This is a genomic window from Streptomyces sp. TAA040 (genome assembly GCF_000424845.1).
In genome coordinates this window covers 59,188-73,667 of the sequence record NZ_AUKR01000008.1, presented here as the reverse complement: position 1 = coordinate 73,667, position 14,480 = coordinate 59,188, and the positions used below count along the sequence as shown (strand labels likewise).

12 protein-coding genes are annotated in these 14,480 nt (G+C 74.1%); 8 read left to right on the top strand and 4 right to left on the bottom strand.

What is annotated here, in order from left to right; translation table 11 throughout:
* Nucleotides 1–149: 149 nt before the first annotated feature.
* Nucleotides 150–1,487, top strand: coding sequence for an MFS transporter (locus H300_RS25745; RefSeq protein WP_078515815.1), 1,338 nt, complete (start codon nucleotides 150–152; stop codon nucleotides 1,485–1,487).
* On the opposite strand, the gene H300_RS0108400 is transcribed toward H300_RS25745, so the two are convergent.
* The 3 genes from H300_RS0108400 to H300_RS0108390 form a co-directional block, all read right to left on the bottom strand.
* Nucleotides 1,392–1,880: a GNAT family N-acetyltransferase gene (locus tag H300_RS0108400; protein WP_028427075.1), complete on the bottom strand. Its 489-nt coding sequence runs from the start codon at nucleotides 1,878–1,880 to the stop codon at nucleotides 1,392–1,394. The genes H300_RS25745 and H300_RS0108400 overlap by 96 nt on opposite strands.
* Nucleotides 1,881–2,030: 150 nt before the next feature.
* Nucleotides 2,031–3,440 carry a glycoside hydrolase family 16 protein gene (locus H300_RS0108395; protein ID WP_486583671.1) on the bottom strand — a complete coding sequence of 470 codons (1,410 nt, stop codon included), beginning with the start codon at nucleotides 3,438–3,440 and terminating at the stop codon, nucleotides 2,031–2,033.
* Between the two features lie 275 nt (nucleotides 3,441–3,715).
* Nucleotides 3,716–4,735: an Rv2578c family radical SAM protein gene (locus tag H300_RS0108390; RefSeq protein WP_028427073.1), complete on the bottom strand. Its 1,020-nt coding sequence runs from the start codon at nucleotides 4,733–4,735 to the stop codon at nucleotides 3,716–3,718.
* A gap of 182 nt (nucleotides 4,736–4,917) precedes the next feature.
* On the opposite strand from H300_RS0108390, the gene H300_RS0108385 reads away from it, so the two are divergent.
* The 6 genes from H300_RS0108385 to H300_RS0108360 all read left to right on the top strand — a co-directional run bounded on the left by H300_RS0108385 (nucleotide 4,918) and on the right by H300_RS0108360 (nucleotide 12,966).
* Nucleotides 4,918–5,370 carry an SRPBCC family protein gene (locus H300_RS0108385; protein WP_028427072.1) on the top strand — a complete coding sequence of 151 codons (453 nt, stop codon included), beginning with the start codon at nucleotides 4,918–4,920 and terminating at the stop codon, nucleotides 5,368–5,370.
* 179 nt (nucleotides 5,371–5,549) lie between these two features.
* Nucleotides 5,550–7,955 carry a SpoIIE family protein phosphatase gene (locus tag H300_RS0108380; protein WP_028427071.1) on the top strand — a complete coding sequence of 802 codons (2,406 nt, stop codon included), beginning with the start codon at nucleotides 5,550–5,552 and terminating at the stop codon, nucleotides 7,953–7,955.
* A gap of 26 nt (nucleotides 7,956–7,981) precedes the next feature.
* Nucleotides 7,982–8,707, top strand: coding sequence for a class I SAM-dependent methyltransferase (locus H300_RS0108375; RefSeq protein WP_037979616.1), 726 nt, complete (start codon nucleotides 7,982–7,984; stop codon nucleotides 8,705–8,707).
* A 74-nt stretch (nucleotides 8,708–8,781) separates the two neighbouring features.
* Nucleotides 8,782–9,612, top strand: coding sequence for a M55 family metallopeptidase (locus H300_RS0108370; protein ID WP_028427069.1), 831 nt, complete (start codon nucleotides 8,782–8,784; stop codon nucleotides 9,610–9,612).
* Nucleotides 9,605–10,942: a M20/M25/M40 family metallo-hydrolase gene (locus H300_RS0108365; RefSeq protein ID WP_028427068.1), complete on the top strand. Its 1,338-nt coding sequence runs from the start codon at nucleotides 9,605–9,607 to the stop codon at nucleotides 10,940–10,942. Before H300_RS0108370 ends, H300_RS0108365 begins: the two co-directional genes overlap by 8 nt.
* Nucleotides 10,943–10,956: 14 nt before the next feature.
* The gene (locus tag H300_RS0108360; RefSeq protein WP_028427067.1) at nucleotides 10,957–12,966 is read left to right on the top strand and encodes a prolyl oligopeptidase family serine peptidase; all 2,010 of its coding nucleotides are present in this window, start codon (nucleotides 10,957–10,959) and stop codon (nucleotides 12,964–12,966) included.
* Nucleotides 12,967–12,973: 7 nt separating this feature from the next.
* Here the strand turns inward: H300_RS0108360 and H300_RS32280 are convergent, their stop codons facing one another.
* Nucleotides 12,974–13,099, bottom strand: coding sequence for a hypothetical protein (locus tag H300_RS32280; RefSeq protein WP_486583659.1), 126 nt, complete (start codon nucleotides 13,097–13,099; stop codon nucleotides 12,974–12,976).
* Between the two features lie 416 nt (nucleotides 13,100–13,515).
* Here H300_RS32280 and H300_RS0108350 point away from each other — a divergent pair, with 416 nt between their 5' ends.
* A complete protein-coding gene (locus tag H300_RS0108350; protein WP_028427066.1) occupies nucleotides 13,516–14,439 on the top strand; it encodes an NADP-dependent oxidoreductase in 924 nt (307 codons plus the stop codon).
* Nucleotides 14,440–14,480 lie beyond the last annotated feature (41 nt).

The window sequence follows — 14,480 nt, the reverse complement described above, 5'->3', positions numbered from 1 at the left end:
TCCGCCGCCGGGGCGAGACGGCCCGGCGGCGGACCGCGCAGCCGCAGGAGGTCACGCTGAACGCGTCCACCGGCTCCCCGGCCGCCGCGGGCCGACCGTCCCGGCAGCCGGGCGCCGGTCCGTCGGAGCCCGGCTTCGCCGGGTGGCGCATGGTCGGACTGAGCGCCGTCGCGATGGCGCTGACCGCGCCGGGCCAGACCGCCGGCGTCTCGGTGCTGATCGATCCGATGATCGCCGAACTGGACGTCGGTCGCACACAGATCTCCACCGCCTACCTCACCGGCACGCTCCTGGGCGCCTGCGCGATGCCGGCCCTGGGACGCGCGGTGGACCGGTGGGGGCCGCGTGCGGTGATGGCGCTGGTCGGCCTCTGCTTCGGCGGCGTCCTGCTCGGACTGTCGGCCGTCTCCGGCGTCGTCGGGCTGACGGCCGGTTTCGTCGGCATCCGGATGGCCGGGCAGGGCGCGCTCACCCTCGTCGCGACGACCACCGTCGCGTACTGGTTCGACCGCCGCCGGGGGCTGGCCCTCGGCCTCACCGGAGCACTGGGTACGGCCGGCATCTCGTTCGCGCCGGTACTCATCGGACGGCTGGTCTCCACCACGGGCTGGCGCGAGGCATGGGCGGTCCAGGGACTCGTGGTCTGGGCCGTGGTGATCCCGGTGGCCCTGCTCGGCATCCGCAACCGGCCGGCGGACCTCGGCCAGCAGGTCGACGGCGCCGCGGCACCGGCGGACGGCGCGCTGCCCGACGAGCCGGCCGGCCCGCCCCCGCGCGAGGTGCTGCGCACCGGCATGTTCTGGGCGATCGCCGGGTGCCTCGCCGCCAGCAGCATGCTCGTCACCGGACTCAACTTCCACCAGGTCGGGCTGCTCGGCGAGCGCGGACTCAGCCCGGTGGCCGCCGCCGCGAACTTCCTCCCGCAGACCGGGGCCGCGCTGCTGGGCGGGTTCGCCGCCGGCGCCCTCCTGGACCGGGTGCCCCCGAAGGCCGTGCTCTGCGGGGCGATGGCGGTGCTGGCGGGCGCGGTGCTCAGCGTGCGGTTCGTCGAGCCCGGCTGGTCGGCGCTCGCCTTCGGTTTCCTGCTCGGCGGGAGCGGCGGCATCCTGCGTTCCGTCGAGTCCGCCGCCTTTCCGCGGTACTTCGGCACCGCGCATCTGGGCGCGATCCGGGGCAGCGCGCACACCGTCACCGTGGGAGCCAGCGCCTTCGGCCCGCTCGCGGTCTCGTACGGGCGGGACCTCACCGGCGCGTACACGCCGGCGCTGCTGGCGCTGGCCGCGCTGCCCGCGGTGGCCGTCGTCCTGGTGCTGCTGGTGCGGGAGCCGGCCGCGCCGCCCGTCGGGGGCGGCGTACCGCCCGGAGCCCGTGGGCCGGAGGCCCGGGCGGAGTCAGAGGGCGCGGTGCATGATGTGCAGGCCGACCAGGCCGCGGGTCGGGTGCCGGAAGGCTTCGGGGACCGTCGTCAGAATCCGGAAGCCCAGTGACCGCCAGAGTGCGACCGCCCGGGTGTTGGTCTCCACCACGGCGTTGAACTGCACCGCGAGGAAGCCCGTCGTACGTGCCCACGCGACGACGTGCTCGCCCAGCGCCCGGCCGACCCCGCGGCCGGCCGCCGCCGGGGCGACCATGAAGCTCGCGGTCGCCACGTGCGCGCCGCCGCCCCCGTGGTTGGCGTGCGTCTTCGCGGTGCCGAGCACCGTCCCGTCCTCGTCCACCGCGACCACCGTCCGGCCGGGCGGCGGGACCAGCCACAGGCCCCTGGCCTGCTCCTCGCCGGTGCCCCGGTCGTAGGTGTAGGTCTCGCCTGCGGCGACGATCTCGCGCATGAACGCCCAGATCGCGGGCCAGTCCGTCGCGGTGGCTTCTCGGATGATCACCTCGCAGACGGTAACCGCGGGCCACGGGCCGCGCCAGTCGGTTTCCGTGGGATGAGCCGGCGCGGCACGTGGTGTCGGCCGCGTACCGCGCCGGTGCGCTGTCCGGTCTGTCGCCGGTGGTGGTGCTCTCCGGCTGCGCCCGCCGGTGCGTCAGTCGAACGGGACGGTGACGACCGACAGGTTGCCGATGCCCACGGTGCTCGACCCGTTGCCGATCGCGTTCCAGACCTCGACCCTGACCCGGCCGTTGTCCATGTCCCCGTGGCTGCCCGTCGAGGACGTCAGGCCCCGGGCCTGGGTGTAGTGCTCGTAGCCGTTCACCGGGTCGGTGGCGAAGTAGTGGTACGTCTCCGTGCGCTCCCAGCTGCCGTCGCCGGTGCGGTCGTAGGAGATCCGCACCTGCTGGCCGTTGCCCACCGAGGTGCCCGCGTCCACGAACAGGTCGAACGCGGTGGCGCCGCCGTCGTAGTCACCGCTCACCCCGGAGGCGGTGAAGGTCTGCGGCTGGTGCGGCGTGCCGTCGTGGTTGCCGCCGCCGGCCGAGGCCAGGGAGGCTGTTCCGGGCCCTGACGCCTGGTCGCCGAGGGTGCCCCCGCCGCGCAGGTGCAGGGAGCTGGAGCTGGGCGGGTCGGTCGGGTCCGTCGGGTTTGGGCCGCCGCCCCGGGTCCACACGGCGACGTAGTCCACCAGCATCGAGTGGCCGGGCCGGGTGGCTGCGACCGGGGTGGCGTGGCCCGCGACGCCGTCCGGGAAGGCTCCGCCCATGGCGACGTTGAGGAGCAGGAAGTAGCCCGCGTGCTCGGTCATGTTCGACCAGGTGGTCGCGTCGAACCGGTCCTGGCTCAGGCTGTGGTAGAGCTGGTCGTCGACGTACCAGCGCAGTTCGTTCGGGCTGGAGCTGCGGTCCCACTCGAAGCGGTAGGTGTGGAACGCCGACTGGCAACTGGCGCCCGGGCACGAGCGGCTGGCGCCCAGGCCCTGGGTCTCGTTGCACGGGCCGCCGGGGTTGACCCCGCAGTGCAAGACGGCCCACACCGAGTTGACGCCGTTGACGTTCTCCATGATGTCGAACTCGCCGATGGCCGGCCAGTTCCAGTAGTTGCCCCGGTAGGGGGCGCCGAGGGCCCAGAACGCCGGCCAGTAGCCGGTCGCCGCCTCACCGGTGACGTTCGGCATCTGAAGGCGGCTCTCGATGCGCAGCACCCCGTCGGCCGGGGCCTTGAAGTCCGCCCGCTTCGTCTCGACGCGGCCGGAGGTCCACTCGCCCGAGCCGCTCCGCAGCGGGGTGATCCGCAGGTTGCCGTTGCCGTCGAGGCTGATGTTGTCGGGGGAGTCGGTGTAGCGCTGGATCTCGCCGGTGCCCCAGTTGGCGGGGCCGCCGGAGTAGCCGTGGCCGGTGTCGATCTGCCACTTGTCCGCGGACGGGAGGGCGCGGTTCGGTCCGTCGAAGTCGTCGCTCCACTGGAGGTCCCAGTCGGGGGCGGAGGGCACGGCACCGCCGGCCGGGGCGGCGGCCAGTACGGAGGCCACCAGCCCGATGATCACGGCGACGGTTCCCATCAGGACTGCGGTGGTGCGGCGTCTGCGACGTCCGGTCGGTGGCGCAACGGCAACTGTGCTCATGCGGGGAGCACCTCCTGCGAGTAGGGGAGTGGGCAGCGCGCACCGCCACCGGTGCCGGTGCGATGCGGGTGGGGACAGCTCGATCCGCCTGGTCTGAGAGCGCTCTCAGAGTCTTATAGGCCCGTGCGGAGCGGTCGTCAACGCTTTCGACGTGTTCGGTACGCGTCACCTTTCCCGGCCCGGTGCCGGCGCCCCCGCGCCGTGGTGGCGCGTCAGAGCAGCGTCAACTGGGTGTGGTCCGGTTCCGGGGCCGGGTCCGGCTCCGGCTCGACGATGCGGCGGGCGGTGCCGCGGTCGGCGGGGCCGATCCCGTATTCGGCCGCCAGCTCGTGCACCTGCCGGGTGATCCGCCGCTGGTACCAGGTCGGGGCGTAGGCCCCTTCCGCGTAGAGGCCCTCGTAGTGCCGGACGAGACCGGGGTGGTGCCGGTGCAGCCAGGCCATGAACCACTCGCGCGCGCCGGGGCGCAGGTGCAGGGCCAGTGGCGTCACGGAGGTGGCGCCGGCGGCGGCCACGGCACGGACGGTCTCGCGCAGCCGCTCGGGGGAGTCCCCGAGGAAGGGGATGACCGGCGCCATCAGCACCCCGCAGTCGATGCCGTGGTTGCTCAGGGTGCGCACCACGTCCAGTCGGCGCTCCGGCGCCGGGGTGCCCGGCTCCACCGTGCGCCACAGCTCCTCGTCCAGGAAGCCGACGGACACCGAGACGCCGACGTCGGTGACCGCCGCGGCCGAGCGGAGCAGTTCCAGGTCGCGCAGCACCAGGGTGCCCTTGGTGAGCAGGGAGAACGGGTTGGCGTGGTCCCGCAGGGCGGTGAGGATGCCCGGCATCAGCCGGTAGCGTCCCTCGGCCCGCTGGTAGCAGTCCACGTTGGTCCCCATCGCGATGTGCTGCCCCCGCCAACTGCGGGAGGCGAGCTCCCGGCGGAGCAGTGCCGGCGCGTTGGTCTTCACGACGATCTGGGTGTCGAAACCGGTCCCGGTGTCCAGGTCGAGGTAGCCGTGCGTGCGGCGGGCGAAGCAGTAGACGCAGGCGTGGGTGCAGCCCCGGTAGGGGTTGACCGTCCACTCGAACGGCATCCGGGAGGCGCCCGGTACCCGGTTCACCAGGGAGCGCGCCTGCACCTCGTGGAAGGTGACACCGCGGAACTCCGGGGTGTCGATCGTGCGGGTGACGACCTCGCTGCCGAACAGTGCGGCGGGGCTGTTGTCGCGCAGGTTGTCCCAGCGCATGGTGCCTCCTCGGGTTGGCCGTCCAGTAAATAGAACACCTGTTCGTACTTCGACTGTCAAGCCGGTTCCTCCCCCACGTCCCGGCCGGCGTCGCCGGACGGGTGGCGCCGCCCCGCAGGGCGGGGTGATGGAATGGGCGGCGCAACCGCGGCGACGTGCCGCGGACCGGTTCAGGAGGACGCATGGCGCAGGTCGAGGCCACCACCCAGCGGGAGATCGCGGCGCAGCCGGAGGAGGTGTTCCGGGCGCTCTCGGACTACACCGGCACCCGCGGGAAGCTGCTGCCCGAGCAGTACAGCGAGTACGAGGTGTGCGAGGGCGGCGACGGTGCCGGCACCGTCGTGCACTGGAAGCTCCAGGCGACCAGCAAGCGGATCCGCGACTGCCTCCTCGATGTCGAGGAGCCCACCGCGGGGCAGTTGGTCGAGACGGACCGCAACTCCTCCATGGTCACCACCTGGACCGTCACCCCGGGAGCGGGGGAGGGGGCGGCGCGCGTGACGGCGAACACCGTCTGGAACGGGGCCGGCGGTGTCGGCGGCTTCTTCGAGAAGACTTTCGCCCCCAGGGGGCTGGCCCGCATCCACGACCAGTTCCTCGCCCGCCTCGCGGCGGAGACCGAGCAGCGCCCCTGACGCGGCCCGTCCGGCCGGAACGTCCGGACCGTTCCCCGAGGGTGATTCGCAGGGCGATTCGAGGGGTGTGAGGGGTGTGAGGGGTGCACGGTTGCGCGACCTCTTGTGTCATTCACCCGCGCAGCCGCAGGCATGCCCGTACTGTGGTAGTGGCCGCCCCGGAAGGAGAGCCGGATTCCATGGAGCAGCAACAGCCCCGTGGCCGCACCGCGTTCCGTGACACCCCGATGCCGGGACGGATACCGCTGGCGGTCGTGGTGGTCGACGAGCGGGGCGCGGTCTCGCACTGGAGCACCGGCGCGCGCAGGCTCTTCGGCTGGAGCCGCGAGGAGGCCGTCGGCAGCCCCGCTCCGGAAGTGATGCCTGTGGGCGGAGCGTTCGGCGACGGCGGCTGGGACGCCGGGGTCCGGCAGGCTCCCTCCTTCGCGACCACGGGCCGGGCCAGGACGTCCGGTCCTCGCGGCACCGGCTTCGACGTGCTCTGGTGGGCCTACCCGCTGGTCGGGCCCGGGCCCGGGAGGCTGCTGGTGCTGGCCTCCGGAGCCGAGGCGCTCCGCCCGGAGCCCGCGGAGGAGACCAAGCGCGTCGCACCCGGCCTGGCGCTGCACACCGACTTCCCCGGCGCGGGGGAGCTCGCGGACCGCCTGCCGGAGATCCTCCCCAGCATGAGCCCGCAGGAGAGCGCGCGGATCGTCTCCCAGGTGCTCGAACTGGGCTACCCCGTCCTGGAGGTGAGCCAGTGCGAGCGGGTTCCCGTCACCCCGGACTGGGGAGTGCCGCGCCGGGTGGAGCGGCGCGCCAGGCTGCTGAGCGCCGTGGCGACGGCGCCCGACCCCGGGACCGCGTCCGCCGCCGCGGCCGAACTGCAGTCGGATCTCGAGTACGCCGCGGTGCGGGAGCGCCTGGAGTTCCTCAACGAGGTCAGCGGCCGCATCGGCACCTCCCTGGACCTCGCCACCACCATCAACGAGGTGAGCGCGGCCGTGGTGCCGCGTTTCACCGACGTCGCCGGCACCTACCTCCGCGAGCAGGTCGTCGCGGGCGAGGGTTTCCCCGACGGACCGCCGGACGCCACCACGATGTGGCACCGGGTGGCGGTGGAGCACAACGACGAGCCCGGCCGCTGGGACGACGTCATCCCGGTCGGGGAGTCGATGCCCTTCCCCGTCCACACGCCGTTCTTCCAGTGCATGACCTCCGGCGATCCGGTGCTGGTGCCCCGGATCAGCGAGGAGATGGGCAACGCCATCGCCGCCCAGTTCGACAAGCGGGACATCAGCCCGCTGATCAATCACCGGTCCATGCTGGTGGTGCCGCTGAAGGCCCGGAACGTCGTACTGGGATTCATGGTCCTCCTGCGGCACCGCGAGCGCGCCGAGTTCAACGACATGGATCGCGTCACCGGGGCGGAACTCGCCGCCCGTGCCGGCCTGGTGCTCGACAACGCCCGGATGTACACCTTCCAGGAGAACGTCGCCGACACCCTCCAGGACAGCATGCTGCCGCGCATCGCCTCCCGGATGACGGGCTGCGACACCGCGACCCGCTACCTCCCCGGCACCCGCCTCGGCCGGGTCGGCGGCGACTGGTTCGACACCATCCAGCTCCCCGGCTCGCGGACGGCGCTGGTGGTCGGCGACGTGATGGGCCACGGCCTGAACTCCGCCGCCATGATGGGCCAGTTGCGCACCGCGGTGCAGACCATGGCCGGACTCGACATGCAGCCCGCCCACCTGCTGCGCAGCCTCGACGACCTGGCGCAGCGCCTCGGCGACAACTACCTGGCGACCTGCCTCTACGCTGTCTACGACCCGGTCAGGGCGGAGCTCCACCTGTCCAATGCCGGGCACATCCCGCCCGTCCTGGTGCGTGCCGCGGACGGCCGCAGCGAACTGCTGGAACTCCCCACCGGCGCGCCGATCGGAGTCGGCGGAGTCGCCTTCGAGGCGACCGTGGTCCCGGTGGCGCCCGGCGACCGGCTCGTGATGTGCACCGACGGACTGGTCGAGGTGCGCGGCCAGGACATCGGCACCGGCCTCGCCGCGCTCTGCGAGTCCGCCGCGCACCCCGCCGCGTCGATGGACGACGCCTGCGACACCGTCATCCGGTCGCTGGCCGCCGCCGCCAGCAGCGGCCGCGGCGACCGCAAGGACGACGTGGCGCTCCTGATGGCGCGGTTGAACGGCATCGCCGACGAGGACGTCGCCGTCTGGCGCCTGACGCTCGACCCGCGGGAGGCGGGCCGGGCCCGGCGGCTGGTGCGCGGGCAACTGGACCGCTGGGGCCTCTCCTCCGCGTCCGCCACCACCGAGCTGCTGGTCAGCGAGATCGTCACCAACGCGCTCCAGCACGCCCACACCGGCACCGTCGAGGTGCGCCTGGTGCGGACGGACGCCCTCCTGTGCGAGGTCTTCGACGACGACCACGAGATGCCGCAACTGCTGAACGTCTCCGGGGCCGAGGACGCGGGCCGCGGCCTGCGGGTGGTCAGCCGGCTGGCGAAGCGGTGGGGCACGAGCCGTACCGCGCGGGGCAAGACCGTATGGTTCGAACAGACACTTGATCGGGCGGCGGTCCGCCGCTGACAGCTGAACTGGGGGCAGGCATGCGGATGTCCGAGGAACACGCCAGGCACGCGCGGCCCTGGGAGACTTTCTGGAAGGAAGCCCCGGCCGAACCGGAGGCGGTCTTCTGGGATTCCGCTCCCGAGCACACCGCGGTCCTGCACCTGCCGCTGCTGCGCCCGCACTTCACCGGCGGCCTGCCGCTGGTGGACCTCGGCTGCGGCAACGGCACCCAGACCGTCTTCCTGGCCGGGCACTACACGCCGGCTCTCGGCCTGGACCTCTCCGCGGAGGCGATAAGCCGCGCCGGACGGCTCCCAGGCGCCGACCGCGTCGACTTTCGGCAGGGCGACGCCACCGACCCCGAAGCGGCCCGGCGCCTGCACGACGAACTCGGCGACGCCCATGTCTACGTGCGCGGGGTCCTGCACCAGAGCGGCCCCGAGGACCGCCCGCAGATCGCGCGGACCCTTGCCGCCCTGCTCGGCGACCGCGGCCGCGCCTTCGTCGTGGAGCCCGCCGAGGCGGCCAAGGGCGTGCTGAAGGGGCTGATGACCCGCCCGGAGGGGCCGCCGGCCCGGGTGGCGGCGGTGTTCGGCCACGGGATAGCGCCGATGGAGATGCCCGACGCCTCGCTGGCCGAACTGTTCACCGCAGCCGGCCTGGACGTGTTCGACGAGGGCCTGCTGCCCCTGGCGACCACCGAGACGGCGGCCGACGGCTCACGGGTCGAGCTGCCGTCGAACTGGCTGGTCGTTGGGCGGAACGGCTGACGCGGGCCGCCGGCCCGGGGCGCCCCCGCGAGGGGCGGCCCGGGCCGGCGTGCCGACGCGTAACGTAGGTGGGCATGAAGCTGCTCATCAGCGCCGACATGGAGGGCGCCACCGGCGTCACCTGGCCCGGTGACGTCTTGCCGGGCACGCCGCAGTGGGAGCGCCACCGGCCGCTGTTCACCGGCGACGTCAACGCGGCGGTCGCCGGGTTGCTGAACGGCGGCGCCGACGAGGTCCTTGTCAACGAGGCGCACTGGACGATGCGGAACCTGCTCCTGGAGCGGCTGGACGACCGCGCGAGCCTGCTGACCGGCAAGCACAAGGCGCTGAGCATGGTCGAGGGCGTCCAGCACGGCGACGTCGACGGAGTGGTCTTCCTCGGCTACCACACCGGAGCGGGCACCGAGGGCGTCCTGGCCCACACCTACCTCGCCAACTCGCTCACCGGCGTCTGGCTGGACGGCGTCCGAGCGAGCGAGGGCCGGCTGAACGCGGTGGTGGCGGCCGAGTACGGGGTCCCGGTGGTGCTGGTGACCGGCGACGACCGCACCTGCCTGGACGCCGCCGAGTACGCGCCGCAGGCCCGCGCTTACGCCGTCAAGGACTACGTCTCCCGGTACGCCGCGGTGTGCCGCGCCCCGGCCCGCACTGCGGCCGGGATCCGGGCCGCCGCCGAGGACGCGGTGCGCCTCGCCGGGCGCCGGGAGCCTGCGGTGCGCGCGCACGAGGTGGAGCTGGAGTTCGACGCCGAGCACCTCGCGGGGGCCGCGACGGTGGTTCCCGGGGTCAGCAGGACCGGTGAACGGCGTGTCGCGTACCGTTCCCCCGACATGTACGAGGGCATCCGCTGCTTCAAGGCGGTCACCACCGTCGTCGGGGCAGCGGTGGAGGAGAGTTATGGCTGACCGGAGCAGTTCTGTCGACGCCGCGGCGCTGGACGAGGCGGTGGCCTTCACCAGTGACCTGATCAGGATCGACACCACCAACCGGGGCGGCGGTGACGGCGAGGAGCGCCGTGCCGCGGAGTACGTCGCCGAGCGGCTCGCCGGGGCAGGCCTGGAGCCGCGCCTCCTGGAGAAGGCACCCGGCCGTACCAACGTCGTCGCCCGGCTCGCCGGCAGCGACCCGTCCGCTGACGCGCTGCTGGTCCACGGCCACCTGGACGTCGTCCCCGCCGACCCGGCAGAGTGGACCGTGCACCCGTTCTCCGGCGAGATCCGGGACGGGGTCGTGTGGGGCCGCGGCGCGGTGGACATGAAGAACATGGACGCGATGGTGCTGGCACTGGTCCGGTCCTGGGCCCGCACCGGCACCCGGCCGCGTCGGGACATCGTGCTGGCCTTCACCGCCGACGAGGAGGACAGCGCCGACTACGGTTCCGGCTTCCTCGCCGACCACCACGCCGAACTGTTCGAAGGCTGCACCGAGGGACTCAGCGAGTCCGGCGCCTTCACCTTCCACACCGGCGACGGCAAGCGCCTGTACCCGCTCGCGGCCGGCGAGCGCGGCACCGCCTGGCTGCGGCTGGCCGCCCGCGGCCGGGCCGGGCACGGCTCCAAGGTCAACCGGGCCAACGCCGTCAACCGGCTGGCGGGAGCCGTCCACCGGATCGGCGAGCACCGCTGGCCGGTGCGGCTCATTCCCACCGTCCGCGCCGCGCTCACCGAACTCGCCGCCGTACAGGGCCTGGAGGAGCCGCGGTTCGACGACCCCGACTTCGACGTGGAAGCGCTGCTCGCCCGGCTCGGCGGCGCCGCGGCCCTGGTGGAGAACACGCTGCGCAACAGCGCCAACCCGACGATGCTGGAAGCCGGCTACAAGGTGAACGTCATCCCGGGCAGCGCCTCCGCCCGGGTCGACGGCCGGATGCTCCCCGGCGCGCAGGAGGAGTTCGCCCGCACGATGGACGAGCTCACCGGTTCCGAGGTCGGCTGGGAGTTCGACCACCGGGAACGCCCGCTGGAGGCCCCGGTGGACGTGCCGACCTACGCCGTGCTGCGCGAGGCGCTGGAGCACTTCGACCCCGAGGCCCACGTGGTGCCCTACTGCATGTCGGGCGGCACCGACGCGAAGCAGTTCTCCCGGCTGGGCATCACCGGATACGGCTACTCCCCGCTCCGGCTGCCCGAAGGCTTCGACTACCAGGCGATGTTCCACGGGGTCGACGAGCGGGTACCGGTGGACGCCCTGCACTTCGGCGTCCGGGTCCTCGACCGCGCCCTGTCCACCCTCTAGGAGGCCGCGACCGCATGGCCGTCGAACAAGCCCCGTACGGGAGCTGGCCGTCCCCGATCGACGCGGCGACGGTGGCCGCGCACGACGGCCGCCCGGAGAGCACCGGCTCGGTGGGCGGCGAGACCTGGTGGACCTCGCCGCGGCCGGCCGAGGGCGGTCGGCGCGCCCTCCTGCGGCTGCGGCCGGGTGATCGCGAGCCCCGGTCCCCGCTGCCGGCGCCCTGGGACGTGCGCAGCCGGGTCATGGAGTACGGCGGCCTGCCCTGGGCCGGGGCGGCCCGGCCGGGCGCGGGGCCGCTGCTGGTCTTCGTCGAGCGGACCGACCAGCGGCTGTACGCCTTCGAACCCGACGTGGACCCCGCCTCCGACGCCTGCTGGCCGCGTCCGCTGACCCCGCTCTCCGCGGTCGGCGGCGGGCTGCGCTGGGCCGACCCGGTGGTGCTGCCGGAGCGCGGCGAGGCCTGGTGCGTGCTGGAGGAGTTCACCGGGGACTCCCCCACCGACGTCCGACGCGTCCCCGTCGCCGTGCCCCTGGACGGCTCGGCCGCCGAAACCCGCGGCGCGGTGCGCGAACTGGTCCCCGCGGAGCACGACTTCGTCACCGGCCCGCGCCTCTCGCCGGACGGCCGCCGGGTGGCGTGGCTGGCCTGGGACCACCCCCGGATGCCCTGGGACGGTACGGAGCTCAAGCTCGCCGACGTCGCCCCGAACGGCGAGGTGTCCGCACCCCGTACGGTCCTCGGCGGTCCCCGTGAGTCCGTCGCCCAGGTGGACTGGGCGGCTGACGGCTCGCTGCTCGCCGTGACCGACCGCACCGGCTGGTGGAACCTGCACCGGGTCGATCCGGAGGATGGCGACCCGGTGAACCTGTGCCCCCGGGCGGAGGAGTTCGGCGACGCGCTGTGGAAGCTCGGACAGCGCTGGTTCGTTCCCCTGGAGACCGGACCGGTGGCGGTGCTGCACGGACGCGGCGCCAAGGTGCTCGGCATCCTCGACCCGGAGACCGGCGAGCTGGTCGACGCTCCCGGCCCCTGGACCGAGTGGTCCGCCGCGCTCGCTGCGGACGGCACCCGGGTCGTCGGCGTGGCCGCCGGTCCCCGCAGCGGGTACGAACTGGTGGAGCTCGACACCTGCACCGGCCACAGCCGGGTGCTCGCCGAGGGGCACCAGGACCCGGTCGACCCGGCGTACTACCCCGAACCGCTGTCCCGCACCTTCCCCGCGCCGGACGGCGGCGAGATCCCAGCCCACCTCCGCCCTCCGCACCATCCGTACCGGACCGCGCCCGCCGACGCCCGGCCGCCCTGGATCGTCCGGGCGCACGGCGGGCCGACGGGCCGCTGGTCGCCGGTGCTCGATCTGGAGGCGGCGTACTTCACGTCCCGCGGCATCGGGGTCGTGGACGTCGACTACGGAGGCTCCACCGGTCATGGCCGCGCCTACCGCGAGCGGCTCCGCGAGCAGTGGGGCGTGGTGGACGTGGCGGACTGCGCGGCCGTCGCCCGCGCGCTGGTCGACGAGGGGGCCGCCGACCCCGACCGGCTGGCGATCAGCGGCGGCAGCGCGGGCGGCTGGACGGCGGCGGCGTCCCTGACGTCCGCTCCGGCCGCGGGCCTCTACGCCTGCGCGTCGATCAGCTATCCCGTGTTGGACGCGCTGGCCTGGGCGACGGGGGAGACGCACGACTTCGAGTCCCGCTACCCCGAGTCCCTCATCGGCCCGCTCGGCAGCAACGCGGCCCGGTACCGGGAGCGTTCGCCGGTGCACCGGGTGGCCCGACTGGATCGGCCGTTCCTGCTGCTCCAGGGCCTCGACGACGTCATCTGCCCGCCTGCCCAGTGCGAGGCCCTGCTCGCCGCGCTGGACGGGCGGGTGCCGCACGCCTACCTCACCTTTCCGGGCGAGGGGCACGGCTTCCGCGGCGCCGCGACCATCGTCCGCGCCATCGAGGCCGAACTCTCCCTCTACGCACAGGTGTTCGGTCTCTCCCGAGAGGACATCCCCCACCTGTCCCTGCACCGCTGACCGCGCGTCAGTGGTCGGCGAGGGCGGCGGTGGTACGGGCCAGGGCCATCGCCGCCGCGGCGACCGCGGGCCGCCCCCGCGAGTCGGCCCAGAGCGCCTGCTCCATCGAGCGGGCCGCGGCACGGGACAGCATCCGGGGTGCGCTGAGCCGGTGCGGTCGGCGACCCGGGGGGGACCGCTCCGCGAGCGGTGTCAGCCCGGGGAACTGCTGGGCCAGGGGCCACGGGTCGTAGGCCGGGTCGCCGACCGTCGGCTTCGGATCGATGGCCGGCCGGGGCGTGCCGTGGCCAGGATGTTGCCGGGACCGGCGTCACCGTGCAGGAGTACCCACCGGTCCGCCCCGGTGGGCAGCCCGGTCAGCAACTGCGCAGCCGAGGCCACCAGCCCGGGGTCGTGGGCCGGTCGGCAGCCGCGCCGGCGGTCCCGTGCGAGTGCCGGGCCGCCGCACGGGACGGGGGACGCCGGCGCCCGGCGGACGGGTCTGCGAAGGTGCCGCCGACCGGCTGTGTCGGTTGGCCAGGAGGCGGCGGAGTCTGGTGGGGTAAGGCCATGAGAGCGATGACGATGCAGAGCTACGGAGACCCCGAGTCCCTTGAGCTGACGGAGCTCCCCGAACCCAAGGTCGGCCCGGACACCGTGCTGGTCTCGGTCAGGGCCGCCGGGGTGAACCCGGTGGACTGGAAGGTGGCCGCCGGGTACCTCGATCCGATGCTGTACGCCCACTTCCCGCTCGTCCCCGGCTGGGACGTCGCGGGCGTCGTGGAGCGGGTCGGTGCGGACGTCGGCGAGTTCGCCGCCGGCGACGAGGTGATCGGCTACGTGCGGCGCGACGAGGTACAGCACGGCACGTACGCCGAACTGGTGCCGGCGCCGGTGCGGGCGCTGGCGCGCAAGCCCGCCGCCCTCGACTGGCACCAGGCCGCCGGACTGCCGCTGGCGGGCCTGACGGCGCTCCAGTGCCTCGACCGGCTCGCGGTGGGGTCCGGGGACACCGTGCTCGTCCACGCCGCGTCCGGCGGGGTCGGATCGATGGCCGTGCAGATCGCGGTGGCCCGCGGCGCCCGGGTGATCGGCACCGCCAGCGCGCGCAACCACGCGTTCCTGCGCGGGCTCGGCGCCGAGCCGGTCGCCTACGGCGAGGGCCTGGCCGACCGCGTCCGGGAGATCGCGCCGGGCGGCGTCGGCGCGGCGCTGGACTTCGTCGGCGGCGGCGCGGTCGAGACCTCGCGGGAGGTGCTGGTCGAGCGGGACCGGGTGGTCTCGGTCGTCGACCACGAAGCGGTGGCCAAGGGCGGGCACTACCTCTTCGTCCGCCCCGACCCGGCCGACCTCGTCACGCTGGCCGACCTCGCGGACGCGGGCCGGCTGACCGTCAACGTCGACCGCGCGCTGCCGCTGGCCCAGGCCGCCGAGGCGTGGCGGCTCGGGCAGGAGGGGCGCACCCGGGGCAAGCTCGTCCTCGACGTGACCTGAGCGCCCCCGTCGCCCCGACCGGGGCCGCCCGGGGCGGCGGG